Annotated in this window: 16 protein-coding genes; 13 read left to right on the forward strand and 3 right to left on the reverse strand. The window is 61.2% G+C overall.

Going from position 1 to position 25,291, the window contains the following annotated elements; translation table 11 throughout:
• Positions 1-676 precede the first annotated feature (676 nt).
• Positions 677-6,988, forward strand: a complete 6,312-nt coding sequence (locus I2D57_RS06220; RefSeq protein ID WP_195361861.1) for a Spy0128 family protein — start codon at positions 677-679, stop codon at positions 6,986-6,988.
• 577 nt (positions 6,989-7,565) lie between these two features.
• On the opposite strand, the gene I2D57_RS06225 is transcribed toward I2D57_RS06220, so the two are convergent.
• Positions 7,566-8,195, reverse strand: coding sequence for a response regulator (locus I2D57_RS06225; protein ID WP_195361862.1), 630 nt, complete (start codon positions 8,193-8,195; stop codon positions 7,566-7,568).
• A complete protein-coding gene (locus I2D57_RS06230) occupies positions 8,192-9,337 on the reverse strand; it encodes a sensor histidine kinase (RefSeq protein WP_195361863.1) in 1,146 nt (381 codons plus the stop codon). Before I2D57_RS06230 ends, I2D57_RS06225 begins: the two co-directional genes overlap by 4 nt.
• A gap of 197 nt (positions 9,338-9,534) precedes the next feature.
• Between I2D57_RS06230 and I2D57_RS06235 the strand changes: the two genes are divergently transcribed.
• The 6 genes from I2D57_RS06235 to I2D57_RS06260 all read left to right on the forward strand — a co-directional run bounded on the left by I2D57_RS06235 (position 9,535) and on the right by I2D57_RS06260 (position 17,962).
• Positions 9,535-10,473, forward strand: a complete 939-nt coding sequence (locus tag I2D57_RS06235) for an ABC transporter ATP-binding protein (protein ID WP_195361864.1) — start codon at positions 9,535-9,537, stop codon at positions 10,471-10,473.
• 9 nt (positions 10,474-10,482) lie between these two features.
• Positions 10,483-11,670, forward strand: a complete 1,188-nt coding sequence (locus I2D57_RS06240; protein ID WP_195361865.1) for an ABC transporter permease — start codon at positions 10,483-10,485, stop codon at positions 11,668-11,670.
• On the forward strand, positions 11,657-12,862 hold the full coding sequence (locus I2D57_RS06245; RefSeq protein ID WP_195361866.1) for an ABC transporter permease: 1,206 nt from the start codon (positions 11,657-11,659) through the stop codon (positions 12,860-12,862). The genes I2D57_RS06240 and I2D57_RS06245 overlap by 14 nt, the downstream gene beginning before the upstream one ends.
• Positions 12,863-13,115: 253 nt before the next feature.
• Positions 13,116-13,829, forward strand: a complete 714-nt coding sequence (locus I2D57_RS06250; protein WP_229055659.1) for an ABC transporter ATP-binding protein — start codon at positions 13,116-13,118, stop codon at positions 13,827-13,829.
• An 8-nt stretch (positions 13,830-13,837) separates the two neighbouring features.
• A complete protein-coding gene (locus I2D57_RS06255) occupies positions 13,838-16,504 on the forward strand; it encodes an ABC transporter permease (RefSeq protein WP_195361868.1) in 2,667 nt (888 codons plus the stop codon).
• A 252-nt stretch (positions 16,505-16,756) separates the two neighbouring features.
• The gene (locus tag I2D57_RS06260; RefSeq protein WP_195361869.1) at positions 16,757-17,962 is read left to right on the forward strand and encodes a DUF362 domain-containing protein; all 1,206 of its coding nucleotides are present in this window, start codon (positions 16,757-16,759) and stop codon (positions 17,960-17,962) included.
• 164 nt (positions 17,963-18,126) lie between these two features.
• On the opposite strand, the gene I2D57_RS06265 is transcribed toward I2D57_RS06260, so the two are convergent.
• Positions 18,127-19,092 (reverse strand): alpha/beta hydrolase, encoded by a 966-nt coding sequence (locus I2D57_RS06265; RefSeq protein WP_195361870.1) that lies wholly within the window; start codon positions 19,090-19,092, stop codon positions 18,127-18,129.
• Positions 19,093-19,278: 186 nt separating this feature from the next.
• Between I2D57_RS06265 and trhA the strand changes: the two genes are divergently transcribed.
• The 6 genes from trhA (at position 19,279) to I2D57_RS06295 (ending at position 25,064) form a co-directional block, all read left to right on the forward strand.
• On the forward strand, positions 19,279-19,962 hold the full coding sequence (gene trhA / locus I2D57_RS06270; RefSeq protein WP_172676303.1) for a PAQR family membrane homeostasis protein TrhA: 684 nt from the start codon (positions 19,279-19,281) through the stop codon (positions 19,960-19,962).
• Positions 19,963-20,072: 110 nt separating this feature from the next.
• A complete protein-coding gene (locus tag I2D57_RS06275) occupies positions 20,073-21,446 on the forward strand; it encodes a hemolysin family protein (protein WP_055285343.1) in 1,374 nt (457 codons plus the stop codon).
• Positions 21,447-21,470: 24 nt separating this feature from the next.
• The gene (locus I2D57_RS09905; protein WP_229055660.1) at positions 21,471-22,304 is read left to right on the forward strand and encodes a cyanophycin synthetase family protein; all 834 of its coding nucleotides are present in this window, start codon (positions 21,471-21,473) and stop codon (positions 22,302-22,304) included.
• Between the two features lie 136 nt (positions 22,305-22,440).
• Positions 22,441-22,830, forward strand: coding sequence for a YtxH domain-containing protein (locus tag I2D57_RS06285; protein ID WP_195361871.1), 390 nt, complete (start codon positions 22,441-22,443; stop codon positions 22,828-22,830).
• Positions 22,830-23,585: a PRC-barrel domain containing protein gene (locus I2D57_RS06290; protein ID WP_195361872.1), complete on the forward strand. Its 756-nt coding sequence runs from the start codon at positions 22,830-22,832 to the stop codon at positions 23,583-23,585. The genes I2D57_RS06285 and I2D57_RS06290 overlap by 1 nt, the downstream gene beginning before the upstream one ends.
• A 72-nt stretch (positions 23,586-23,657) precedes the next feature.
• Complete coding sequence (locus tag I2D57_RS06295; RefSeq protein WP_229055661.1) at positions 23,658-25,064, forward strand: polysaccharide deacetylase family protein; 1,407 nt, start codon at positions 23,658-23,660, stop codon at positions 25,062-25,064.
• The last annotated feature ends 227 nt before the right edge of the window (positions 25,065-25,291 follow it).

Below are 25,291 nucleotides of genomic sequence, written 5' to 3' on the forward strand. Positions count from 1 at the left end.
CCCCGCCGGCCCCGCGCGTGAACGCGTGGTTGAGCTGCCGCGAACAAAACTATGCCGGTTTACGGGGCTGGAGAGCGAACCCCCGACCATACCGAAAATCGCGAAACCAAAACCGCAGGTAGACGGCTTGCCATTTTTTAGAAATCGCAGGTATGGATGAGGGTTCTGACTTTAGCCCCGTAATCCGGCATACTTTTGAAATGGCACCATATCCGTAGCAGCCCCTGATTCCCCGGGGACGGAGGAAAACGGATCATTTTGGCCTCGCGAGGGCGCCCGCGCGACCCGTCCGCCACGAAATGGGCCTATCTACTACGTTTGAGCCGCTGCTCTCAACCATGGCAAAAAACGCAAAAACAAAACCGCAGGTAGAACGCCTGCGGTTTTTCGTGAAACACGGTTATAGCCAGGGGTATCGGGTCAAACGTAGTAGATGGACCAGTTTCGTGGCGGGCATCGCCAACTGATCCCCCGGGGACGGAGGAAAACGGATCATTTTGGCCTGTCGGCTCCGAGTCGCACCTGTTTTCCTGCGAAAACGCCGTGTCTCAACTTTGGTGAGACATTTGTCTCACGCCCAAAACTGAATCTGGAACGTGTGTCACCTGCCCTAATTGTGTCTCATTTCGTAACTTTAGGCTGATGCAAGGTCTGATCCTGCGAGAAGGGAGACACGATGAGCAGGTACACGAGGGGTCTCTTGGCGGTGATACTGGCCGTAGTGCTGGTATTGCCAGCCGCAGCATTCGCCATGCTGCCCGAGGCCAACGCCAGGTCCAGCACAGGAATGGATGGACCGACGGCGAGTGAAAAGATCGTCGACTACGACACCAGCGACCGCTGGAAGTACTGGGCCGGCGGCATTGACGGCAAGGAAACTACAACTCAAAACATCGGCCGAATCTGGACCGACAAGACGGTCAAGGCGGTCAAGGACGGAAAGTCAGATTTCCTGACCACGCTGTCTGCTATCTCCTCGACATCCGATACAACGATTTCCGGCAAGCCGCTCGACATCGTGATGGTGCTGGATGCCTCGGGCTCGATGGATGATGAGATGAGCAGAAGCGACCGTACCAAGCGTATCGATGCGTTGAAGGCGGCCGCCAATAGCTTTATTGACACTATCGCAACGCAAAACGAAAGCATTAAAGATCCGTCCAAGCAGCACAAGGTCGCCATCGTAAAGTTTTCGGGCGAGATGACTAATCAGGTCGGCAACGGCACTTATCGCGAAGGTGGCTACACCTACAACTACTCGCAGACCATGAAGGATCTGACGCTCTGCAGCAAGGGCAAAGGTAAAGGTGCGGAGAGCCTAAAGAGTACGGTCAACCTCATCAGTCCTGCCGGTTCCACGCGCGCCGACTATGGCTTGGAGCTGGCTGATGGGCAATTTTCGTCTCCGTCTGGTCGCGCCGATGCCAAGAAGGTCGTTGTCTTCTTCACGGATGGCTCACCTACGAGTTCTAATGGATTCGAGGCAAGTGTTGCCAATAGCGCCATCAACAGTGCAAAGAGCCTCAAGGCCAATGGCGCCGACATTTACACAATCGGCATCTTTGACGGCGCAGACCCCAGTGCCGAACCCACGGCTGAGGACACAAGCAACGAGAACAAGTTCATGCATGCCGTGTCGAGCAACTATCCGAGCGCCTCGTCAAGCATTACTAATGAGGGCTTCCGTAAAAAGTGGGTCATCGACTATGGTGCACGTGCGGAAAACTCCGGTTACTACAAGTCGGCAACTAGCGCCGCTGAGCTCGAGAAGATCTTCGAAGAGATCTCGGGAAGCATTATCCAGACTGGTTATCCGACCGAAGTCCATGACGGTTATGGCGAGCATGAGTCCGGCTACATCACGTTTACCGACCAGCTGGGCGACTTTATGCAGGTCGACGGCTTTATATACAACGGCACGACGCTTGACAAGCCGACAAAGATCGAGGACAACGTCGACACCTACACATTTGCTGACGATGCCGCGCACCTGGTCATCACCGTTCAGCATGCCAAAAAGGACGAGCCCCGGACCGGCGATATCGTAACGGTCAAGATTCCCGCGTCGCTGATTCCGCTGCGCCACTTTAAGATCACCGATGGTGTACTTACGGTCGACGATACTAAGCCCATCCAGGTGAACTACACCTCGAGCGTTAAGAAAGACGCGCTCAATAACCTGTTTACGCCCGAGAGCGTACCGAGGCTCGAGGACTACATCAAGAGCAATACGACCACCACGGAGAACGACTCAAAGACCGTTAGCTTCTACGCGAACAAGTGGAGCCGTGGCGAGCTGGGCGATACGATCGCGAACTTCGAGCCTGCCGATTCCAACCGCTACTACTATTTCCAGAAGCAGACCCCCATTTACACGGATAGGGACTGCAAGACGCCAGCGAAGGACTCGATCCCGCTGGCTGCCAAGGGCACCTATTACTACAAGGATGAGTTTGAGGTAGCGGGCGAAGGCGGCAAGGTTGAATCCAGTACTGCCGTTATCGAGTTTACCGGCGAAGACGCCGCGAGCTCTGAGGACGCCTTCGTGCGCGACACGAGCGGAAACCTGTCGTTCAAGAAGGGAACCGCACGCCTTGCCTTTATTGACGAACTCCACACCACCAAGAAGAGTGTGGGCGGCAACCGCACCAGTACCGCGGATGACGTGCTCAACCCCAAGTGGAACAACAACGCCACGGAGGTTGACGTTCACCTGGGCAACAACGGCAAGATCAGCTTTGATATAACGCCGGCAACGGTGGATACCAAGGCCGACTTTGGCCTGACCAAGGTGCTCGAGGGCCGCGATTGGACGGCTACCGATGAGTTTAAGTTTGAGCTCTCCGCGACGCCCAAGAATGACGCTCCGATGCCTGCGTCCACGGACGCGACTGTGACCAGGGACAACACGGCTATCGACTTCGGCGAGATCACCTACAACAAGCCGGGTGAGTACACCTATGAGGTCCGCGAGGTCAAGGGCAAGCTGGGTGGCATCACCTACAGCGATAACGTCGCGAAGATTACCGTGAAGGTAACCGTCGATACTGCCGGAAAGCTGACGGCCAAGGTTACAAAGGCCGAGGACAAGGTGTTCACGAACACCTATAGCGCCAAGACGGAAACTCCGCTGACTCTTGAGGCTACCAAGACGCTCACAGGGCGCCCGATGGCCGATGACGAATTCAAGTTTGCGCTGAGCTACGCGGGGCACGACGAGGCTCTGCTAGAGACCACCAACAAGGGTGGCAAGGTTGAGTTCGGTCCGCTGACGTACACGACCAAGTCGCTCGCCAAGCTGGTCGAGGAAGACAAGGCATCGCTTGATGCCAGCTCAGGCAAGCCCACGTGGACCATTCATTACGTCGCTGCCGAGCAGACCGGTGAGCTGCCCGCGGGCATGAGCGCTACCGTGTCGGCAATTGACGCGTATGTGACCGTTGTCGACAACGGCGATGGTACCCTGACGGCGACGGCTGTCTACGGCGATGCCGGCAACGAGTTTGTGAACGCCTACACTGCCGCGCCTGCCGAGGCATCGCTTGTGGGCAAGAAGAATCTGCAGGTTCCTGATGGCCTGACCCCGGCTGACATTGCCGGCAAGTTCACCTTTACCGTGACCGGTGAAGAGGGCGCACCCATGCCCGCGAACGCGAGCGTGACCAATGATGCCAAGGGCAAGGTCGACTTTGGCAAGATTACCTTTACGCTCGACGACCTTAACAAGGCTCTGGGCGAGAAGCCCGAGAAGCGCGAGCACACCTTTACCTACACCGTGACCGAGTCCGGCGAGGTCGCTGGCGTGACCAACGACGCCGAGCCTTCGCATACGGTTTCCTTCACCGTGACCGATGACGGCAAGGGCAAACTGAGCGTGTCCCGCAACCCGGACGGCAACGCGGCATTTACGTTCACCAATACCTACAGCGTGACGCCTGACGAGTTCAGCGTCACCGACCAGATCACCGCGACCAAGGTCCTGACCGGCCGCGACATGGCTGAGGGCGAGTTCTCCTTCGAGCTCGTCGAGGGCGAGGGCAAGGACGCCAAGGTCGTTGCCACCGGCAAGAACGCCGCCGATGGCAAGATCACGATGAGCGCCATCGAGTACACCAAGGCTGGAACGCACACCTACACGCTACGCGAGGTCAAGGGCAACGCCGGCGGTATCACCTACAGCGATGCCAAGTTCACCATCGAGACCACCATCACCGACAACGGCGACGGTACCCTCAAGGCCGAGCATGTCCTGAAGGGCACCGAGCCCGCCGAGTTCAAGAACTCCTACAGTGTGACCCCGATCGACGCAGAGCTCGACTTTGACCTGAGCAAGGCCATTGACGGCCGCGACTGGACGGATGCGGACAAGTTCAGCTTTACCGTCACCGCCCCCGAGGGCACCCCGCTGCCCGATCCCGCAACCGTAACCGTGAGCAAGAAGGACGCGAAGGACGGCATCGCAGCCATCAAGTTCGGCAAGATCCACTACACGGCTGCTGGAACCTACAAGTACGAGATCCGCGAGAACGCGGGCAGCGCGGCAGGCATGACGTATGACGGACATGTCGCGACCGCCGAAGTGACCGTGACTGATAACGGCAAGGGCGTCCTGACCGCCAACGTCACCAAGAAGGAAAACGGACGCTTTACCAACATGTACCGCTCTGAGCTCGATTACGCCGCGGCCGGCGGCCTTAAGCTTAGCAAGGCCCTCTCCGGACGTCCCATGACCGAGGGCCAGTTCACCTTTACCGTGAAGCCCGCCGACGAGGCTTCGGCCAATGCGCTCGGCCTGCTGCCCGGCGCCAACAACTTCCAGTCCCCTGCAACGGCAGAGGCGACGGTCGGTCTGATTGATATTCTGGCGGGCCATGAGGTCAAGTTTACGCAGGCTGACGCCGGCAAGACCTTCAAATATACCGTGGCCGAGAAGAACGACGGCAAGCCCGGTTACACCTACGACAACGCCGAGCGCACGGTGACGATCGTTATCGCCGATGACGGCGCCGGTACGCTTACCGCTACCACGACCGTTTCCGGCGGTCCCGAGGGTACGCATACGACGGTCCACAAGAGCGGTGAGAACAAGGTCGAGAGTGCCCTGGTCCCGTTCCACAACAGTTACAGCGCTACGACCAACACGCCTGGTGGCACCGCTGCTCAGGTCGTTGCCACCAAGACTCTGACCGGTCGCCCGATGGCCGACGGCGAGTTCTGGTTCGGCATCGCCTATCAGGGTGAGCTTGTGGCATACGAAAACCTCAAGCCCAATATCGGCGGGCACGTGAGCTTTGATACGCTGCACTACGACACTAAGATGCTTGCTAATCTTGAGGCTGCTGGGCTTGCTTATCGTACCGATAAGGACGGTAAGCTTGCCTGGACCATTAACTACACGGCCTACGAAGATTTATTCGGGCTGCCGAATGGCGTTTCCGCTACAACGTGGAGCTTTGGCTTTAAGGTTATCGTCGTCGACAACGGTGACGGTACCCTGACGGCAACGGTCGACTACGGCGGCGTCGAGCCCTTGTTCGAGAACGTCTACGGCGCCGAAGCCGTCGATGCCGCGCTCACCGGCATTAAGAAGCTCCAAGCTGCCGAGGGCCTGACCCCGGCTGACATCACGGGCAAGTTCACCTTTACCGTGACCGCCGACGAGTCTGGTGCCCCGATGCCCGAGCGCACGACCGCAACCAACGACGCGGCTGGCAACGTGGACTTTGGCAAGATCCACTTTACGCTCGAGGACCTCAACCGCGCTCTGGGCGTGACGGACGATGCGACCGATAAGGCCGAGGCAGACGAAGCTGACGAAGCCGAGGCCGACGAGGCAGAGGCTGAAGAGGCCGACACCGATGCCAACGCCGACGAGCCCAGCGACGAGCCCGAGCCCGCAGCCCCCACCGCTCCGCGCTCGCACACCTTTACTTACACGGTGACCGAGTCCGGTAGTGCCCCTGGCGTGACCAATGACACCAACGCCACGCGCAAGGTTTCCTACACCGTGTCTGACGACGGTGCCGGGCATCTGAGCGTCAAGCGCGAAGGCGACGACGGTGCTGCCTTCACGTTTACCAACACCTACGGCGTGGCACCTACCGATTCGTCCGTGACCGATCAGGTCAAGACGGTCAAGCGTCTGACCGGCCGCGATCTTGCAGCTGACGAGTTCACGTTTGAGCTGCTCGAGGACGGTGTGGTTGTCGCTAGCGGTACCAACGACGTCAACGGTAACGTTACGCTGAGCCCGATCCGCTACGAGGCACCCGGCACGCACACGTACATGCTGCGCGAGGCTTGCCCCAACGCGCTCGGCCTGTACAAGGGCGTCACCTATGACGGCACGACCTACACCGTCGTGACCACCGTCTCCGACAACGGCGACGGCACGCTGACCGCGACGCACAAGCTCGAGGGAACCACCGAGTCGGCTGGCTTTACCAACAAGTATCACGCCATGCCTACGCAGGTTTCCATCGGCGCTATCAAGGTGCTCGAGGGACGCGAGCTCAAGAAGGACGAGTTTAGCTTTAAGCTCGTTGGCGAGGACGTCGAGTCCACCGTCACCAACGATGCCGACGGCAAGATCAACTTCGACAAGTTCGAGTACGACGAGCCCGGTACGTACGTCTACACCATCAGCGAGGTCAAGGGCGACGAGGCCGGTATGACCTACGACAAGTCCGTCTTTACCGCGACCGTTAACGTGGTCGACGACGGCGAGGGCAACCTCAAGGCGAACGTCGCCTTTACCAAGGGCGACAAGAGCGTCGAGGGTATCGTGTTCAACAACACGTACAAGAAGTCCGAGACGCCCGTGCCGACGCCCGATCCCGGCACGCCCAAGACCGTGACGAACATCGTCAAGACGGTCAAGGGTTTCCTGCCCACCACGGGCGACCAGCAGGCTGCCGCACTGCTCATGGCATTTGTTATCGCCATGGCCGGCGTCGGAGCCCTAGTCTGGGGTATCCGTAAGCGCTAGGCGCGCTGACAGCGCCCGGGGCCAAAAGGCCCCGGGCCGCTGGCGAAAAGCCAAAAATGTAGCCCCCACCCCACCCCCAGCCGCCACGGAGGTATCTCCCTCCTCCGTGGCGGCGCTTTTGTGCGTAGGCGAGAAGGGTTCGCCACGAAACCGGCCCATCTACTACGTTTAGTCCCTTACCCCCAACCATGCTAAAAAACGCGAAAACAAAACCGCAGGTAGTACGCCTGCGGTTTTGTTCAAAATGAAGGTATGGTCAGGGGTATCGAGTCAAACGTAGTAGATGGGCCGATTTCGTGGCGGGCGGTTTCGGCTGATCCATTGGGGACGGAGGAAAACGGCTCATTTTGGTCCCGCGAGGCTGGCGGAGACACTCGTGCAGGGCCGCCCGAACAAAACTATGCCGGTTTACTACGATGAATCCGAGATTCCTGACCACACCCGCATTTTTGCAAATATCGCAAGTGTTCTACCTGCGGTTTTGTAAGTGCGCAATTTGCCGTGGTCGGAGATATGCGGTTCATCGTAGTAAACCGGCATAGTTTTGAAATGGCATCAAATTGGCGGCAGCCAGCGGCTAGCCTCGCAGATAGGCGATGGCGATTTGCGTGCGGTTGCGTAGCCCCATCTTGGCTAGGATTGAGCTGATGTGGTTGCGCACGGTGCCTTCGCCCATGTAGGCGGTGGCGGCGATCTCCTTGTTGTCGAGGCCGCGGGCGATGAGCTCGGCGACTTCGAACTCGCGGTCGGTCAGGCTGGCGAAGGCTGCGGGCCGGCGGGGCGTGCCCGCTTTGACGCCCGTTCCGTCAAAGTCGATGTCCTCGATCGCCTTGCCCTCGAGTATGCGTTTACCGTCCATGACCTGCGCCAACGCCGGCGGAATGGCGGCGACATCGGTTTTGATCAGGTAGCCGCGGGCGCCCAACTTGAGCGCCGACACAATGTACTCGTCATCCGAGAATGTCGTCAGAAACACCACGCGTGCCGCAGGATCGCGCTCAAGAATCTCGCGCGCCGCCGATAGGCCGTCGCGTCCCGGCATCTGAATGTCGAGCAGCGCGATATCGGGTGCGTGTTCGGCATAGAGCGAAACCGCGTCGTTGCCGTTGGCGCCGGTACCCACTACCTCGATCTGCGGCTGGGCGCCCAGGATAATCTTGAGCGAATCGACCACTAAGCGGTCGTCGTCGACAACGATGAGCCTCATCGGTCCTCATCTCCTTGCTGTTTGGGAACGGTGGCAAACACGCGCCAGCCGCCGGCGCCGGCACGCGGGCCGGCGGTAAAGGCGCCGCCAAGCGCCTCGATGCGCTCGCGCATGGAGGCGAGCCCCATGCCCTCTGCAGCGTCGCGGCCGCTTGCGTGGACCCCACCCGCGCCATCGTCGGTAACGACAAGCTGGTAAAACGACGGATGTTCCATGCATCGTACGGTGACGGTCTGGGCGCAAGCGTGGCGCATGGCGTTGGAAAGCGCCTCGCGCAGCACCGCCGCAAAGCAGTTGGCGACGTTAGCGGGCGCATGCTCGGCCAAAACCTCAAGCTCAATCTGCGGACCGCTGTCCGAGCGCGCGCCTTCAATAATGCGTTCGAGCTGCACGGAAAGGTCGACGGCGCTGTCGTTGAGCGCGTGGACGCTGGTGCGCACAAGCTGGAGCGCCTCGTCAACCGTGCGTTTAACGTCGGCGAAATCGGCGGCGACGCCAGGCTCGTCGGCGTGGACCACGCGTAGGGCTTCGGCCTGCAGCGAGGCGCGCGTGAGCTGGTGCCCGGCGTTATCGTGGATCTCGCGCGCGATGCGGGCGCGTTCGGCGAGCGTCGCGAGCTCGACTTCGTAGTCCTGGCGGTCGGCAAGGTCGCGGTTGCGCGCTTCGAGCGCGAGGGCTCGTTCTTGCAGCTCGTCGCGGGTACGGCGCATGCGCTGTTGCTCGCGCTCCAGCTGGGCGGTACGTAGCGATAGCAAGGTGGCGGCAACCGAAAGGATAGCGGTCAGCAGGAGCGTTCGGGTGGTGAACGCGTCGCCGCGAAGGTCCGCGACAAGCGCGCAGACAAACACGGCGCCAATCGCCAGCGCGGGCCAGATGCGTTCACGGCGCACGCGTCGCGCGATGTCATAGAGGGCGAGAGGCGCAAACGGCACAAACGGCGGCACGAAGACAGCCGCGATGATGTAAGCGTAACTTGCGGTCTCGCTTGCGCGGCGCGTGCGTTTCCCCTGTGCGACCTCGGCCAGTGAGGTGGCAATAACGCCAAGGCAAAACGCCGCGACCAGGTGAGCGTCCACAGTAAGGCCCATGGCGGCCGCAATGCAGCACGCCAGCACGATCGATTTGTCGAAAAGCCTGTTCATACGGGTATTGTACGCGATGCCGCGCATGGGGGAGGGACCGCCTGCGCAACCGTGACATTCTTCCCACGCGGCAAAGCGGGGACGTCGGCAGGCCGCACGGCCAAGCTCCGCACTCGTGACAAAGCTCACTGGCGCGCGCCGGCGGCTCCTGCGATGATGCAATCGTACCGGGCCGCAAGCAACAGAGGGGCCGCCTCATGACAGACATCGTCCACGTCGAAAACCTCGTCAAGCGCTACGACGACCTTATCGCGCTCGACCACTTTAACCTCAGCATCGCCCCCGGCGAGATCTTTGGCCTGCTGGGCCCCAACGGCTCGGGCAAGACCACGTCCATCAACTGCATCCTGCAGCTGCTCGCCTACGACAAGGGCACCATCGAGCTGTTCGGCGAGCCCATGACGCCCGCCCGCTACGACCTCAAGCGCCGCATCGGTGTGGTGCCGCAGCAGGTGGCGGTATTCGACGAGCTCACCGTGCGCGAGAATATCGACTATTTCTGCAGCCTTTACGTTAGCGACCGTAAGCGCCGCCGTGCGCTGGTGGACGAGGCGATCGACTTTGTCGGGCTGGGCGACTTTACCAAGTTTCGCCCCGGCAAGCTCTCGGGCGGCCTGGCGCGTCGCCTCAACATCGCCTGCGGCATCGCGCACAAGCCCGAGCTCATCTTCTTTGACGAGCCCACGGTGGCAGTCGACCCGCAGAGTCGCAACGCCATCCTGGAGGGCATCTGCCGCTTGCGCGACGAGGGCGCCACGGTGGTGTATACCAGCCATTATATGGAGGAAGTCGAGCAGATCTGCAGCCGCATCATGATCATGGACGGCGGGCGCGTGCTGGCGCAGGGCACCAACGACGAACTCAAGCGCATGATTCAGATGGGCGAGAAGATCGTGATCGAGGTCGGCGAGGTGCCGAGCGCGGCGCTCGGTGCCGTCGCGAGCCTGCCGCATGTCCTGGACCTGTCGGCGACGGCGGGCCAGCTCACGTTTTCGTGCGAGGCGAGCCCGCATAACCTGACGGACATTCTCGATGCGCTGCGCTCGCATGACGTGGCGCTTGGCCGCATTTATTCCGAGCCGCCGACCCTCAACGACGTGTTCCTCGAGATCACCGGCCGCGAGCTGCGCGACTAGGGGGCAGCCATGTTCAACACCATTATCATTACGGTCAAGACGCTGCTGCGCCGACCGAGTACGTGGGTCTGGGGCGCCCTCTTTCCCATCGCGCTTTCCACGATGTTCATGTTTATGTTTGCGAATCTGAGCTCCGACGGCACGGTCGACCCGGTGCCGGTTGCCGTCATAGCGGACGAGGCCTGGGACGCCTCGACCTTTAAGGACGTGGCGACGTCGCTTGCCAAGGAGAGCGACGATCAGCTGCTCGAGATTCACGAGTGCGACGACGCAGCCGATGCGAACCGTGCGCTTAAGGCCGGCGAGGTCGCGGGCATCTATACGGTCGACGATGCGGGCGCACCCAAGCTCACGTTGCTGTCGAGCTACGACAGCTCGCGTGCGTCGTCGGTGCTCACCGACCGCAGCATTTTGGAGACGGTGGCAAGCTCGTATACACAAAATGCCGAGCTCATGTCCCAGATTGCCCAGGACAACCCGGCGGCGCTCGCCGACCCGGAGGCGGTTGCGCGCGCCCTGTCGCTCGAGGGCAGTACCCGCCGCGTAAGCCTGACACGCACCACACCCGATGGCACGGTCATCTACTATTACGCGCTCTTTGGCCTGGTCGCGATGATGTCTGCCGAGTTTGCCGCCTTGAGCGTCGTCGATCTGCAGCCCAATCTGTCGGGCCTTGGCGCGCGTCGCTGCGTGGGCAGCCTTTCCAAGACGGCGTCGCTGGCCGGCATCTTTGTCGGCTCGTGGCTGGTTTCCTTCGCCTCGATGGCGATCGCAATCGGCTACGTGCGCCTGGTCGTGGGCGTCGACTTTGGCGGGCGCGAGGGGCTGTGTCTGGTGGGCGGCGCCGCTTCCGCGCTTGCCGCCACGGGCCTGGGACTCTTTGTGGGCACACTTCCCGTTAAGGGCGGCAAGGCGTCCAAGTCCGGCATCCTCACGGGCTTTGCTACCACGTGCGCCCTGTTCGCCGGCCTCTACGGCGAGCCGGCGATGGCGCTTGCCGACGACGTCGCCCGCGCCTGCCCGGCCGAGTGCTGGTTCAACCCCGTCAAGCTCATCTGCGACATGTTCAATCGCCTGTATTTCTTTGAGGACCTGGGGCCCTTCGCTGTTCGCGCGGGCGCGCTCGTCCTGATGGCCCTGGTGTTTGTCGCCGCCGCTACGCTGATCTTTGGAAGGAGTCGCTATGAGCACCTTTAAGACCGCGCTTCGCATGGCGCTGGCGCACCCGTTCTACCTGCTCATCTATACGGTGTTCATCTCGCTCATGGGCGTATTCATCGCGGCATCGGTGAGCTGGAACTCGTCGCAGCTCACCGAGTACAAGCCCTACGATGCCAACGTGATCGTGGTCGACCGCGACGACAGCGACCTTTCGCGTGCGCTTACCAAGCATCTGGGTTCGTGTTTTGAGCTGGTCACGGGCATCGGCGACGATACGTACGACCTTGCGGACGCGCTCTCCAAGAGCAACAGCGCCAAGGGCAGCGCCGACTGCGTGTTCTTTATCCCGGAGGGGTTTGAGGACGACCTCGTTGCAGCCGCCCGCGTGGGGGAGTCCCTGCCCAAGCTCGATGTGACCTACGGTGCCGGCACCATGGCGGCGGCGCTTTCGTCTGCCGAGGCTTCGCGTTGGATCTCGCTCGCGGGCGCTGCAGCCGCACTTGAGCCCACTGCCTCCAACGGCGACGTTGCCAAGGCCGCCGAACATGCCGCTGCAAAGCGCGCGGAGGTCCAGATCGAGCGGGTCAAGGTCGACTCGGCTGCTGCCGCCACGCTCGAGTCGTACTTCAACTTTGGCGCGTACGCGATTATCTCGTCGGTCATCGTATCGGTGGGGTTGGTGTTCTCGGGCATGAACGAGCCCGAGCGCGTGCGTCGTATGGATGCCGGCCCAATCTCCGAGCGCCAACGTTCGCTTGCCGTGTTTGCCGCCGCCGCCGTGCTCACCGTCTGCATCTGGTTTGTGTCGAGCATGATGGGCGTCGTGGGCTTTGCCGGCGCGGTCGCCGAGGTCGGCGTGGGCCGTGTGTGCCTGGCACTGGCGGCGACGTTTGCCCTGGCGTGCACGCCGCTGGCCGTTGGCTTTGCCCTTTCGAGCCTGGGTGCGCGCGAGGAGCTGCTCAATGGCGTGGGCAACCTGCTCGGCATGCTCATGACGTTTTTGGGCGGCGCTTGGATGCCGCTGTCGCTGATGGGCCCGGCCGTGCAGACCGTGGCGCACTTTGTGCCGACATATTGGGTGAACGACGCGATCGGCAAGGCGCTCGCCGCGGACCTGACGTCCACCGTGCTGGGCGACATCGCTTGCGATCTGGGCGTCACAGTGCTCTTTGCCGCGGCCATCGCCGCCGTAGGCCTAGCCCTCGCCCACAACAAATCCCACGCCTAGACACCTACTCATTGGGGACAGACTTAAACGACCAAAAGTATTCATTGGGGACAGACTTAAATGACTAGCCATCGGGGGCAGATAAGGAGCGTCCCCAACTGCCGGGTGGCGAAAGAGCGTCCCTTGTGACTGGTCATTTAAGAACGTCCCCAATGACTAGTCTGAAACAAATCCCCACTCTCGCCCCAAAATAGTTCGCCAAGGTTTACTATTACGCTCATAAAGTAGTACGAGGCTAACAATGGGGGATACCATGGCAACGCGGGAAGCCTATGTCCAGGTTAAGGATCTCAAAAAGCACTACGGCGACGGTGATGCGCGCCTGACGGTACTCGATGGCATCGACACGTCCATCAACCGCGGCGAGATCTGCGTCATGCTGGGCCCCTCGGGCTCGGGCAAGTCGACCTTTCTCAACCTGATCGGCGGCCTGGAGGATGCCGACGGCGGCTCCATCATGGTGGACGGCTGCGACCTCACGGTGCTCAAGCCTACCGACCTGGGTGAGTACCGCCGCCGTGAGCTGGGCTTCGTCTTCCAGTTCTACAATCTGGTGCCCGACCTCACCATCAAGGAGAACATCGAGGTCACGGCGCACCTGTCCAAAAACCCGCTCAATGTCGACGACCTGCTGCGTTCGCTGGGCCTCTACGAGCACCGCAACAAGTTCCCGCGCCAAGTTTCGGGCGGCCAGCAGCAGCGCTGTGCCATCGGCCGCGCGCTCGTCAAAAACCCAGGTCTGCTGCTGTGCGACGAGCCTACGGGCGCGCTCGACTATAAGACGTCCAAGGAAATCCTGCAGCTCATGGAGGATGTCAATCACGAGTACGGCTGCACCATCATCATCGTCACGCACAACGCCGCCATCGCTCGCATGGCCAACCGCGTGCTGCGCCTGCGCGACGGGCGCATCGTCGAGGATGAGCTCAACGAGTCGCCCGTCGCGGCCGCCGAGCTCGATTGGTAGGCGGCGCCATGACACCTCTCGCAAAACGTCTCCCGCGCGAGCTGCGCCGCAATATCGGCAAGTACCTGGGCATCTTTTTGCTTATGTGCGGAAGCATCGCCCTTACCTCGGGCTTTTTGCTCGCGGCGCATTCCATCGGTTGCCTTATCGACGACATGCGCGATGCGTACACGATTGAGGACGGCCGCGTGACCACCTCCTTCGAGGCTACCGACGATCAGCTCAAGGCAGCCGAGGACGCGGCCGACGACGTCGGCGGCGTCACGCTCTACAAGAATTTCTCCATCGACGCCATCATCAAAAAGACCGCCGGCGACGACGGCGCCAAGCGCACGCTGCGCACCTATGCGCACCGCACCAAGGTCGATATCGCGTCCTACTGTGAGGGCAGGCAGCCCAAGACGGACGATGAGGTGGCAATCGACCGCGTCTTCGCCACCAACAACGACCTCGCCGTGGGCGATAAGGTCGAGCTCGAGGGCCGCACCTACACCATCTGCGGCATCATGACCCAGCCCGATAGCCAGGCGCTGTTCCTCAACAATTCGGACTTTACGGTGAACACCATCACCTATGGCGTGGCCGAGGTCACCGACGCCGGCTTTGCCGCGCTTGAGGACGCCGGCGGCGCACCCGCCTACACCTACTCCTTCACCTTTGCCGATCGCGATCTCTCCACCGTGGACCGCACCGATGCGGAGCAGGATATGGTCGAGGCGCTGACCGATGCCGATGCGCGCGTGGATGACCTCATCGACGCCGATTCCAATCAGGGCATTGGCTATGCGCGCGACGACGTGGACGGCGACTCTACGATGTGGATGACGCTGCTCGACATTATCATCGTGATCATGGCGTTTGTCTTTGTGGTCCTTACCGACGCCACCATCGAGGAGGAGAGCGCCATCATCGGCACGCTGCTCGCCAGCGGCTATCGTCGTCGCGAGATTGTGCTGCACTACCTGGCGCTTCCCGCCATCGTAGGCGTGGTCGCGGCGCTGCTGGGCACCGCGCTCGGCATTGCGTTCTTTACCGAGCCTATGCGTAGCCTGTATTACGGCTCGTACAGCCTGCCGCCCTTCCAGGTGTACTGGAGCTGGGAGATCTTTGTGAAGTGCGCCGTGGTTCCCGCTGCCGCGCTCATCCTCATTACACTGGTGGGCCTGCTTCGCAAGATGGGCAAGACGCCGTTGCAGTTCCTTCGCCACGAGGCGAGCGGCAAGTCGGGTACCAAGCGCGGTCTGCAGCTGTCGGAACGCATGGGTTTTGTTTCCCGCTTCCGCTTGCGTATCTTCCTGCGCAACTTGGGCAACTTCGCCACGCTCTTCGTGGGCATTGCATTTGCGTCGCTGCTGCTGCTCTTTGGCCTGGCGATTCTGCCCACGATGACGCACTACGCGGACAACCTCGAGACGAGCCTGGTCGCCGAGCACCAGTACACGCTCAAGGCTCCGCTGGAGCTCGAGGGCACCGCCGAGGAGCGCGAGCAATGGTCAGCACTCGAGCGCTTGCAGTCGGTTGACGGCGCGCTGCTTTCCGCCGCCCAGGATGCCGATGACGAGCTCGATGACGCGGCCGATGCGGCGCAGGCGGCAGCCGATGCCGCGACCGCATCTCCGTCTGCCGAGAGCCTGACCGCAGCGCAGGATGCGCTTGCCAAGGTCCAGGACAAGAAGGATGCGCTTTATGCGCGCCTCGATGACCTTGCCGATGCCCTCGGCTGTGACCGCGACGAGGCTATCGACCTGATCGACAAGGCCTCTAAGATCGACACTGACAACGACGATATCCACCCGGTCAATACGACCGACAACGGCGCGGGCGCAATCGCGCAGGCCGAGAAATATGCCGTTTACCAGCTGCAATACAACCGCGGCGATGGTAATGGCGAGGAGACGATTTCCGTCTACGGCATCTCGCCCGATTCGCGCTATTGGAAAGACCTCAACGTGGGCGATGGGCGCGTCGTCTTTGGCGGCGGTCTGCTCGATAAGTTTGGCTGGAGCGAGGGCCAGAAGGTCACGCTCAGCGACAAGTACGAGGGCGAGCATTATTCCCTTGAGTACGCGGGCAAGGATTGTGCCTGGGGCTCAAAGTCGGACATGAATATCTATATGAGTGTCGACGACTTTAACGAGCTGTTCGGCAACGACGCCGCCTATTTTAACGGCTATGTGAGCAACGAGAAGCTCGACCTCGACGCGCGCTACTTTGCCGGCGACACCACGCCCGACGACATGCGTGCCGTGGGCGACCAGTTCATCGGCATGATGAGCAAAATGATTGGCATGATGGTTGGGCTTGCGGTGTTCATCTTCTTGCTGTTTATGTATCTGCTGACCAAGGCTGTGATCGACCACAGCGCCCGCTCGATCAGCTACATGAAAGTCTTTGGCTATCGCGATAGCGAGATCTCGCATCTGTACATCCGCTCGATCACGCTGTGCGTGGCGGCGTCGCTCGTGCTGAGCCTGCCCGTGATCATCGGCTCGCTCACGGCCATCTTCCGCTCGATGCTGCTCGCCTACAACGGCAATATTGAGATCTACGTGCCCGCTTGGTCTATGGCTGCATGCGTCGGCATTGGCTTTGCGACCTACCTGGTCGTGGCGCTGCTACACACGCGCTCCATCAAGCGCGTGAGCCTGGCCGAGGCCCTCAAGGTGCAGGAGTAGTCATCGGGGACAGTCTTTGCCGATTCGCCGGTTCGCCGGCCGTGCTGGCAAGGACTGTCCCCAGCTGCCGGCAGGAAAGGAACGTCCCTAGCTGCCAGGTGGCGAGGCACTCATTTAAGTCCGTCCCCAATGAGTGGTTTCAGTCATTTAAGTCTGTCCCCAATGACTAGGTGCCGCGCTTGACATTAACTCTGCTTTAACTGGTACCATCCTCTATGTCTGTAACGCCATATAGACCGAGGGGATAGATCTATGACCGCAACTGCACCCGCAGCACCCGCTAAGGTGTACTTCACCAACCTGCGCACGCATGCTCGCGAGAGCCAGCTCGACAAGCTCAAGCGCCTCATCCGTCACGCCGGTATCGAGCAGATCGACTTTGAGAACAAGTTCGTCGCCATCAAGATTCACTTTGGCGAGCTGGGCAACCTGAGCTTTTTGCGCCCCAACTACGCCCGCGCCGTCGCGGACGTCGTGAAGGAGCTGGGCGGCAAGCCCTTCCTCACCGACTGCAATACGCTCTATGTCGGTAGCCGCAAAAACGCGCTCGAGCACATCGATACCGCCTACCAGAACGGCTTTACCCCGTATGCCACGGGTTGCCAGATCATCATTGCCGACGGCCTCAAGGGCACCGACGAGGCGCTCGTCCCGGTCGAGGGCGGCGAGTACGTGCACGAGGCCAAGATCGGTCAGGCGCTCATGGATGCCGATATCGTGATCAGCCTCACCCACTTTAAGGGCCATGAGCAGGCCGGTTTTGGCGGCGCCATGAAGAACCTGGGCATGGGAGGCGGCAGCCGTGCCGGCAAGATGGAGCAGCATGCCGCCGGCAAGCCGAACGTCGCGACCGAGCACTGCGTTGGCTGCCGTGCCTGCGAAAAGATCTGCGCGCACAACGCTATCTCGTTCGACGGCACCCGCGAGCGCGAGCTTGCCAGCGGCGCTACTCGCACGGTGCACGTGGCTGTCATCGACCACGATCGCTGCGTGGGCTGCGGACGCTGCATTGCGGCATGCAACCAGGACTGCATCAAGCCCGGTTATGAGGCCGCGGCCGACGTGCTCAACTGCAAGATTGCCGAGTACACCAAGGCCGTCGTCGACGGCCGCCCGAGCTTCCATATCTCGCTTGCCATGGATATCAGCCCCAACTGCGATTGCCATCCCGAAAACGATACGCCTATCGTCAACGACATCGGCATGTTCGCGAGCTTCGACCCGGTCGCTATCGATCAGGCCTGCGCCGATGCCGTCATGGCATCCGAGCCGCTGCCCAACACCGAGCTCACCGACAGCGCCGCCAAGATGGAGCATAACCACGAGCATCTGGAGGGCGAGCAGGCGCGCGACCCCTTCTGCATCACGCATCCCGATACCGATTGGCGCGCGTGCATCGCGCATGCCGAGAAGATCGGCCTTGGCACGAGCGAGTACGAGCTCATCGAGGTCAAGTAGCGCCTAGCTATTGGACAAAACAAGCGCCTTTGTAGCGCTAGTTGAGCAAAAGCCGCCCGTGAGCACAGCGCCCACGGGCGGTTTTTCAGAAGTGCGGTGAAAAATCGAATACCGCCGACCACAAACCGTTTTTTGGCAACAAAACCCCAGACGTTGCTTTTTGCCTAAAAATTCTTGTCGAGGAAGTCGTCGACCGTGTTCCAGTAGAGCTCGGGGTCAACTTGCGCACTCTTGGCGTGGGTGGCGCCATGGATAGTGAGCTTTTGCTTGACCTTGCTGGCGCACGCGTCGTAGTTTTGGTCGAGCATGCTGTACGGTACAAAGGTGTCCTGGTCGCCGTGGATAAACAGCATGGGAACCGTCGCGTGTTTGAGTTGCTCCACACTGCTCGCCTTATGAAAGTCGTAGCCCGCGCGCACGTTGCACACCAAGTTTGCTACATCGAGCAAGGGAAAGCTGGGCAGGCCGAACACGTCCTTGAGCTGCAGGGAAAACTCGTCCCAAACACTCGTATAACCACAGTCCTCGATAATGCATTTCACGTTTGCAGGCAGAGATTCCCCCGCGACGTTCATAGCGGTTGCTGCACCCATCGATTCGCCAAAGACAAGAATGCGCGCCTGGGGGTCAGCCTGAACGATTTGCTCGATCCATGCGACGATATCGAGGCGCTCGGGCCAGCCCATGCCGATATAGTCGCCGCCGGAGCGCTCGTGGGCGCGGGCGGCAGGCGCGAGCACGTTCATGCCACGGTCGTGGAAGCGCTTGGCGTATCGAGCCATGCCGATGGGCTCGTTGGTATATCCATGCAGGCAGACGGCGTAATCGTGGGTGTTCTCCGAGGCAGTAAAATACCAGGCGGCAAGCTCGGTCCCGTCGTCCGCGGTGAGGTTGCTGCTCTTGCGGTTCTCTTTAAACCATGCCCGCGCCTCGGTATCCTCGGCATCCGGCTGCTCACCTTCTTTGTCGTTCTTGCTATCCTGCATCATCTTCATGGTGTATGGCGCGCGGGGATTCAGCGCGAAGTCAAACAGAAAGTTGCCGGCAAATCCGAGCAGCGCAACGACAACCACCAGTGCAACGATGCCGGCTATCTTGAGCTTTCGATGGGAACGTGCGTTTTGAGCCATGCGGTATTCTCCTATAAGATGTTAATACATCAACATTTAATGCAAGCGCATTATGGACGTTCGCCGTTGATGCGTCAACAGACAAAGAATGGGTAAACAAAGGGTCACGTATGGTGCAAATTTCGCACGTACCTAGACGCTTTGATATAGTGTTGAGAACTCTTTACGTTGGAGGATGTAACCGGCATGTCCGATTCGAGCGACAGTTCTAAGCCGCGACCCAAGACCGCGGCCGTTCCACACTACACGGTGGGCGAGGAGATCATGAACTCCGTCACCCATGGTGTCGGCTGCCTGCTGGGTATCGCGGGCCTGGTGCTCCTGATCGTATTCGCTGCCCTGCGCGGCGGAGGCCCGGCCCACATGGCCGCGGCGATTGTCTATGGTGTCAGCATTATCCTCGAATACCTAGCCTCCACGCTCTACCACGCGATTCAGCCCGCGCGCGCCAAGCGCGTGTTTCGCATCATCGACCACAGCTGCATCTACCTGCTCATTGCGGGCAGCTATACGCCGTTTTGCCTCATCACGCTCGCAAACGACGGCGGCGCTGTGCTGTTCTTTGCCGTATGGGCCATCGCCATCATCGGCATCGCCCTCGAGTGCTTCCTACGCGAGCGCCAGCCGCATTGGGTAAGCGGCCTGGTCTACCTGCTGATGGGCTGGCTCGTTGTCTTTAAGCTGCCCGAACTTGTTGCGCTGCTCAACCCCGTGGCACTTGCCCTGCTCGCCGTCGGCGGCGTGTGCTACACCGCGGGCGTGCCGTTCTATATCGCCAAAAACGTGCGCTATCTGCACAGCGTGTTTCACCTGTGGGTGCTCGCCGGCAGCATCTTCCAGTTCATGGCGGTGATCCTCTTCGTAATCTAGCGACCACGCCTGCGCGCCCGCGTTCTCGTTTGGGCGCCGGTGCAATTGCCGTATCCGCCATCAACGTTTTAACCTGACGTCCCGAATCTTGGAGGTTCGAGAAACTCCCGATGGACATAACCATCTCCCTTATCACCACCCTCGTTTTGACCCTCATCAACGGCTACTTCTCTATGTCCGAGATGGCGCTCACCACGGCCAAGCGCGCCGTGTTGGAGCACGAGGCCGAGGAAGGCGACAAGCGCGCCGAGCGTGCTATTAAGCTGGCTGCCGACTCCGACCAGCTGCTCGCCACCATCCAGGTTGCCATTACGCTCGTGGGCTTCGCCTCGTCCGCCGTCGCCTCGACGAGTCTGTCCGACCCGCTCGCCACGTGGCTCATGAGCTTTGGCATCGCGCCGCTCTCCGCCATCGCGCGCGGCCTGGCGCCGGTCATCATCACCGTCGCGGTCGCCTTCGTGTCCATCGTGATCGGCGAGCTCGTCCCCAAGCGCATCGGCCTGGCCAATGCCGAGGGCGTGTCCAAGCAGGTCGTGGGACCGTTGTCGTTTTTCCAAAAGATCGCCCGTCCGCTCGTGTGGCTGACCGGTGCCTGCTCCGATGGCCTGGCCCGCATTCTGCGCATCAAGAGTGCCGACGATCGTCAGAACGTCTCGGAAGAAGAGATCAAGTACATGGTCTCGGAGCAGGACGACCTGCTCGACGAGGAAAAGCGTATGATCCACGAGATCTTCGACCTGGGCGACACCGTTGCCCGCGAGGTCATGGTGCCGCGCGTGGACACCACCATGTGCGAGGACGACGAGACGGTCGCCGACGTGTTGTCCACCATGCGCCAGACCGGCTTCAGCCGCATCCCCGTCTATCACGAGGACCCCGACAACGTCGCGGGCATCGCGCACATCAAGGACCTGATCCAGCCCGCGCTCGACGGTAAGGGCGACCAGCCCATCGCCGGCTTTTTGCGCGACGCCACCTTTGTGCCCGACACCAAGGACATCCTGCCGCTGCTGTCCGAGATGCAGACCTCGCACGACCAGATCGTGGTCGTCGTGGATGAGTACGGCGGCACGGCCGGCATCATCACCATCGAGGACATCGTCGAGGAGATCGTGGGCGAGATCGAGGACGAGTTCGACCCCGACAACAAGTACCTCACGCGCCTTTCGCGCCGCGAGTGGCTCGTCGATGGGCGTTTTTCGTGCGATGACGCGATTGAGCTTGGTTGGCCGCTCGAGGAAAGCGATGATTATGAGACCATCGCCGGCTGGATCTTGGAGCTTTGCGACTCAGTGCCCGACATCGGAGAGGTGTTTGAGGTCGCGGGGTACAAGTTTAAAGTGCAGTCGATGCGTGGCCAGCGCATCTCGCTCATTCGCGTGATCGCTCCGGCCGAAACCGATAAGAAGGATTCCGAGTCTTCGGTAGACGAGCCGACGACGTCGGGTGCGGGTTCCGCGAATCCGCACGACGGCGACGAGTAGGACAAGGAAGAGTAGGGGAGAGTTATGGCAGGCCTGTTCAACATCCTTAAGGTCACCGTCAGTGAGGACAAGATCTGCGCGCATGTGCTGGTGAACCCCGGCATGCCGCTCATGACCTCGGAGGACATCGAGGCCACGGCGCGCGTGTACTACCTGGTGCCCGCGATTGCCAAGCACCTGTGCCTGGGCGATTCCGGCCGCGAGTTCCAGGACTGCATGGGTCAGACCGAGCTCTGCCACCTGCTGGAGCACGTGACGGTCGAGCTCATGAACGAGACCGGTCTTGCCGGTAGCATCTCGTGCGGCCGCACGCGCGTAAGCGAGCATGACGAGCGTGTCTTTGAGGTCGAGCTTTCGTGCCCCGACGACGCGTTGGCCATCGGTGCGCTGTCGTCGGCCACCTTTATGATGGACTGGGCGTACCTGCACGCCGACCAGCCTGCCCCCGACGTGGACGGTACGGTCGCGGGCCTGCGCAACCTGGTGCTGGGCATGCGCGCCGAGGCCGAGGGCAAGGATCCTCACGAGGCCGTCGCTGCTGCGAACGGCGAAGATGCTGCCGAGGACGAGGGCGCTGACGAGGGCGATGTGCCGGTCGACGCCGAGCTCGTTGCCGATGCGACCGCCGAGCCCGTTCCCGCCGAGCCCCAGGGCGTCCCCAACTTTGACGACGAGCCCCAGGTGGCGATTGATACCGAGGGCGCGGTTGCCGAGAACCACGAGGCCTCCGCTGCCGTCTTTGGCGGTGCTGCGACGGTTCCGGCAGGACCTGCGCATGAGGGCGGCCTGCCGCTCGTGGACGGCGCCGGCGAGGACCCGGGTGCCACGGTGGCCATGCCGGCTATGCCCCAGGAGTAGGCCTACGCGTTTATCACCATCACGTACCTGCGCCTTTGCCGTACGCAGATGAGCGGAGCGGCAAGTGATGCGCTGCGGGTATAATGGACAGCATTCAAACGGTGGGCACCGACGTGCCCGCAGGAGAGGAATGATCATGGGTAAGACTTTCAGCTTTGTCTCCGGCGCACTTTTTGGTGCCGCTGCCGGCGCTATTGTCGGCGTTGCTCTGGCCCCGCGCTCGGGCGCCGAGACCCGCGCCATGGCTGCCGATATCGCCAACGACGCCTGGGACAATTTGCGCGACACCTACGAGCACAGCGCCGAGGAGGCCCGTGCTGCGGTGAATGACTTTGGCCCGATGGTCGACGCCAAGACCGACGACCTGCGCGCCAAGGTCGACCTGGCCCGCGAGCGCATGGACCAGCTACGCGAGCAGCTCAACGACGCCATTTCGGGCGGCAACGTGACGCCTGCCGCCGACGTCGTGGTCGAGAACGCCGTCGAGGCTGATACCGAGGCTGCGGAGCCCTCGACCGAGGCATAATGCGCGCCGGGGATTTTGTCGGCGCCAAGATCTATCGCAAGCCTACTGAGGACAAGCGTACCAAAAAGGACGGCACACCGCGCAGCCCTAAAAAGCTCGGAAAGATTCACTTTCCGGTCTTTACCCCGGGCGGTACGCGCGTGGTCGGCTTTATGGTCCGCCAGTCCGATATCGCGGGTATGATCGAGCGTCCCGACCGATTCGTAGCGCTCGACGCCATTGGTGTCTACGAGGGCGCCATCGCGGTTGACGACGTCAAGGGCACCTACGATACCGCTGCGGCCAAGCGCCTCGACATCAACCTGGACGATTGCATCATCTGGGTCGGTATGGACGTGCGCACGGAATCGGGCGACGTCGTGGGCTATTGCTCGGACGTTGAGTTCAAGCCGCGCTCGGGCATCGTGCAGGCATTCTATGTGACCGCCGGTGCTGCTTCGAGTGTTTTGGTTGGTGACACGCAGGTGCCGCCGACGATGCTGCGCGGCTACGAGAACGGTGCGATGGTCGTCTCGGACGAGGTCAAGTCGCTCGGGTATTCGGGCGGTGCGGCTGCCAAGGCCGCCGAGGCCAGCGTCGTGGTGGGCGACAAGGTCAAAAAGGGCGCCAAGGTGCTCGACGACAAGGGATCGGTTGCCGTGGACAAGGGCAGTCGCGCACTGGGCAAGCAGCTCGGCAAGACGCGCGGCATGTTCAAGGCCTTTAAGGACGAATACCAAAAGGCGAGCGGAGGCTCGTCAAAAGCTACAAAATAGCGACGTACCAAATGATGGGAGGCAAGCCGGAGACCTGTTGCTCCGGCTTGCTGTGTTTATGGGGGAGGGCACATGCGCCAAAACGGATCCAACTTAAACGGGCGTTCGGGTGCGCGTCCGACGGCGCGCCGCGACCTGGGGCAGCTGCCCAGCGGTCAGCGCAAGCGTCACCGTAAGCCCGGCGCGATGTATCTCAACCATAGCCGCGGCTTTAGCGACCGCAGTGCGCGCATCGGCAACAGCCGTACGCCCCGTCGTTCGTCTCGCCTGCCCTACGCGCTCATCGCCGTGGGTTGCGCGCTCGTGCTGTTTATCGCTGCCGTCGTGGGCTACGTCAACCGCAGTGTGGACGTGGAGCTCAACGGCCAGAAGACCGCGGTGCGCGTGGGCTCTACGCTGCAGAATCTCATCGACGAACAGGATTTGACTGACACCTACGATGCAGGCGACCTGCTGGCCGTCGATGACAGCGTGCTCAAGCGCCATGGGGGCGAAAAGCTGTCGGTGAAGGTCGACGGCAAGCGCGTGAAGCAAGGCAAATGGGATAGCCGCGAACTTGAGGGCGGCGAGAAGGTGACGGTCAAGGATGGCCGTAACACCTACGAGAAGCACGAGGTTCAGGCTACGGTTATCGAGCCCAAGCTCAAGGTCGAGGGTACGGGCGCTATCGAGTATGTGCAGACGTGGGGTGTCCAGGGCCGCTCCGAGGTGTGGGTTGGTGAGCAGTCGGGCAAGACGCAAGACCGCGGCGAGGTTGTGCCCGCCACCGATTGCGTTGTTGCGTGCGCCAGCGTGGCGCCCAAGGGCAACAAAAAGTACGTGGCGCTGACGTTTGACGAGGGTCCGAGCGGCGCCACCAAACAGATCTTGCAGGTGCTCAAGGAAAAGGGCGTCACCGCGACGTTCTTCCTTTCGGGCGATGCGGCCGAGGCCTCGCCTGCCACGGCCAAGGCGATTGTCGATGCCGGGTGCGAGATCGGATCCAACAGCTACAGCGACGATTCGCTCAAGGGTCAGGACCGTGAGGCGGTACGCGAACAGATCACGAAAGGCACCGATGCGATTAAGTCGGCGACCGGCGTGAAGACGATGCTGCTGCGTGCTCCCTACGCTGCCTTTGACGAGCAAAACTGGATTGATGCGATGGACCTGGTCTCCGCCGTGGTCTCGTGGAATATTGACTCGGGCGACTGGCTGCTCAACGGTGCCGACGAGCAGGTCTCGACGGTGCTCGATTCGGTGACGCCGGGCAATATCGTGCTGCTCACCGATAGAGACGAATGCGCCGAGCAGACGCTCGAGGCGCTGCCGCAAATTATCGACGGCCTCATTGCCGACGGCTACAAGATCGTGACGCTCAGTGACCTGGTCAAGACGGACACGTCGCTGAGCAAAAAGCTCACCTTGCTGACGAAGGTCACCATGCCCAAGGACGCCGTGTTCCCCCAACTTGCCGAGGACAACGACACCACAGAGTAGTCATTGGGTAGTCGTTTAAGAACGTCCCCAATGGCTATGTCACGGATGCGTCAGTGTTTGGTATGCCTGCAATGTGCAGCGCATAAATTCGATGCCGCAGGGCGATGCTGATGCTATAGTTACTGCGGTTAATGAGGGTCAAGAGAAAGGTTACAGGTGAAATCCAAACCTCGACCATACAGTCGATGACCCCATGCAGGTGCTTTTTGCGCATGCACGGGGTGTAA

The organism is Collinsella aerofaciens (assembly GCF_015553355.1).
GTDB lineage: Bacteria > Actinomycetota > Coriobacteriia > Coriobacteriales > Coriobacteriaceae > Collinsella > Collinsella aerofaciens_V.